We start from the raw sequence: 1,661 nt of genomic DNA on the forward strand, positions 1-1,661 counted from the left end.
TTTCTGGCCTGCAGGAACCAGCCTGTGCAACGAGGCCGAGCGCCGCCACGAATCGACCAGCGCCGATTTTTCAGCGGCATCCGACGTGATCGATGCTTGAACACGGTCTGCACGCAATGTGGCCATGTGCCGGTCCATGCCTTCCTCCCGAAGCCTGAACGCCGATAGACTTGCCGCTGTTTCCTCAATCTTCCAGCGGCATAACAGATGTCCTCCGCGCTGCTATCTTGCTCTTGTTGCCCCGCTGTCAAATGGTCTGAAGTGCTTGTACCATCCAGGAGTCGGAGCGCAGCTCATTCGCTCATCGCATGAAGCGCATCATGCCTGACGATTTCGATGCTGCGCAGGCTGAGCAGGCGGATGACGCCCTTGTCCTTCAGCCGGGTGAAGATCCGCGATACCGTCTCGATGGTGAGGCCAAGATAATCGCCGATATCCATGCGCGACATCGGAAGTTCGACCTGCCGCAATCCGCCCTGGCGCTCCGACAGGTCGACCAGGAACGCGGCGACGCGTTCGATGGCGCTCTGGCGACCGAGGACCAGCAGGTGTTCCTGCGCTCTGGTCAACCCCTTCAGCGCCAGAGGCAGCAACTGATGGGACATATCCGCTCCAGCTGTGGGGCGGAAGACGCGGACACCGGTGGAATTGACCGCTTCAGCAAAGAAATGGTGCGTCGTGTCGGCTTCGAAGCCGAATGTCTCTCCGGCGAGATGAAAGGCACTGATCTGCCGGCGGCCGTCAGCAAGCAGGCGGTAGACGCGGACGGCGCCGAACTCCACCTGGTAGAAGCCTCCGGCCTTCTCGCCCTGGGCGTAGATTTCCGCGCCTGCGGGATAGAAGCTGAGTGGTTGCAGCAGTGCGGGCTCAAAAGCCTCCGGCAGGTTGGGCTGGGCAGACCGTGACGGCAGCGAAATTCTGGAGGAGGTGTACGCGTGCATGGCTGTTTTCCCGGTTTATCCGTGACACAGCAATCGCGCGAATCCGCGGGTCGCGAAATTCGGTTATGTCACTACGGGAAACTACCTAGAGCCGCTCCTCCTGAATCGGTCCAGCGCTGGTCGCCACAGTGAAGAAAGCTATTCACTTGCTTCACGGCCCGTCACCTGTTGGATCATGATAGGGAAGAAAACGTGGGGTGCGCTGTCCGACACCGGAGGCATGACTGGCTTGAGGGCGCCGGGCTCCCACCAAGCGGCATGCTTGCTCAATATCGACCATGCATGGTCACGCTCGAGCTTGTGGCCAATCCGGTCCGGCAGTTCCTCATAACGGCCGTCGACGACGACGCTTCTCCAGCCTCGGCCCTGGCCGCGTTCACCCACCTGGACGGACACCAGGGGATTGGCACGCATCCAGTCGATCTTCTTGCCGGGCATGGAAAACGCGTAGAGATGATTGTCGGCGTGCGCATAGTGCACCGGCACCACGTAGGGCTGCCCATCCTTCGCGCATGCCAGATGACCGACACGGTTGGCGGTCAGCAATTTCGTGCATTCCAAGGCGGATAATGTGCGGATCAGCATGTGAGATCTCCTGAGTCTATTGGTCGTCCAACAGACTGTTGGCCCAGCCGCCGGAGCTGTCATTGATCGCAATCAAGGCAGGCTTGCCGCTCGTCCGCAGCGGCATAGGCGGCAATTTCGTAAATGATTTAAATC

2 protein-coding genes are annotated in these 1,661 nt (G+C 60.0%); both read right to left on the bottom strand.

The features are described from left to right. Nucleotides 1-293 precede the first annotated feature (293 nt). Nucleotides 294-941 carry a helix-turn-helix domain-containing protein gene (locus EN949_RS35055; RefSeq protein WP_127368293.1) on the bottom strand — a complete coding sequence of 216 codons (648 nt, stop codon included), beginning with the start codon at nucleotides 939-941 and terminating at the stop codon, nucleotides 294-296. A 138-nt stretch (nucleotides 942-1,079) separates the two neighbouring features. Then, nucleotides 1,080-1,526, bottom strand: coding sequence for a pyridoxamine 5'-phosphate oxidase family protein (locus EN949_RS35060; RefSeq protein ID WP_127367625.1), 447 nt, complete (start codon nucleotides 1,524-1,526; stop codon nucleotides 1,080-1,082). Nucleotides 1,527-1,661: the final 135 nt, after the last annotated feature.

Source organism: Mesorhizobium sp. M7A.F.Ca.US.007.01.2.1 (assembly GCF_003998165.1).
Lineage (GTDB): Bacteria > Pseudomonadota > Alphaproteobacteria > Rhizobiales > Rhizobiaceae > Mesorhizobium > Mesorhizobium ciceri.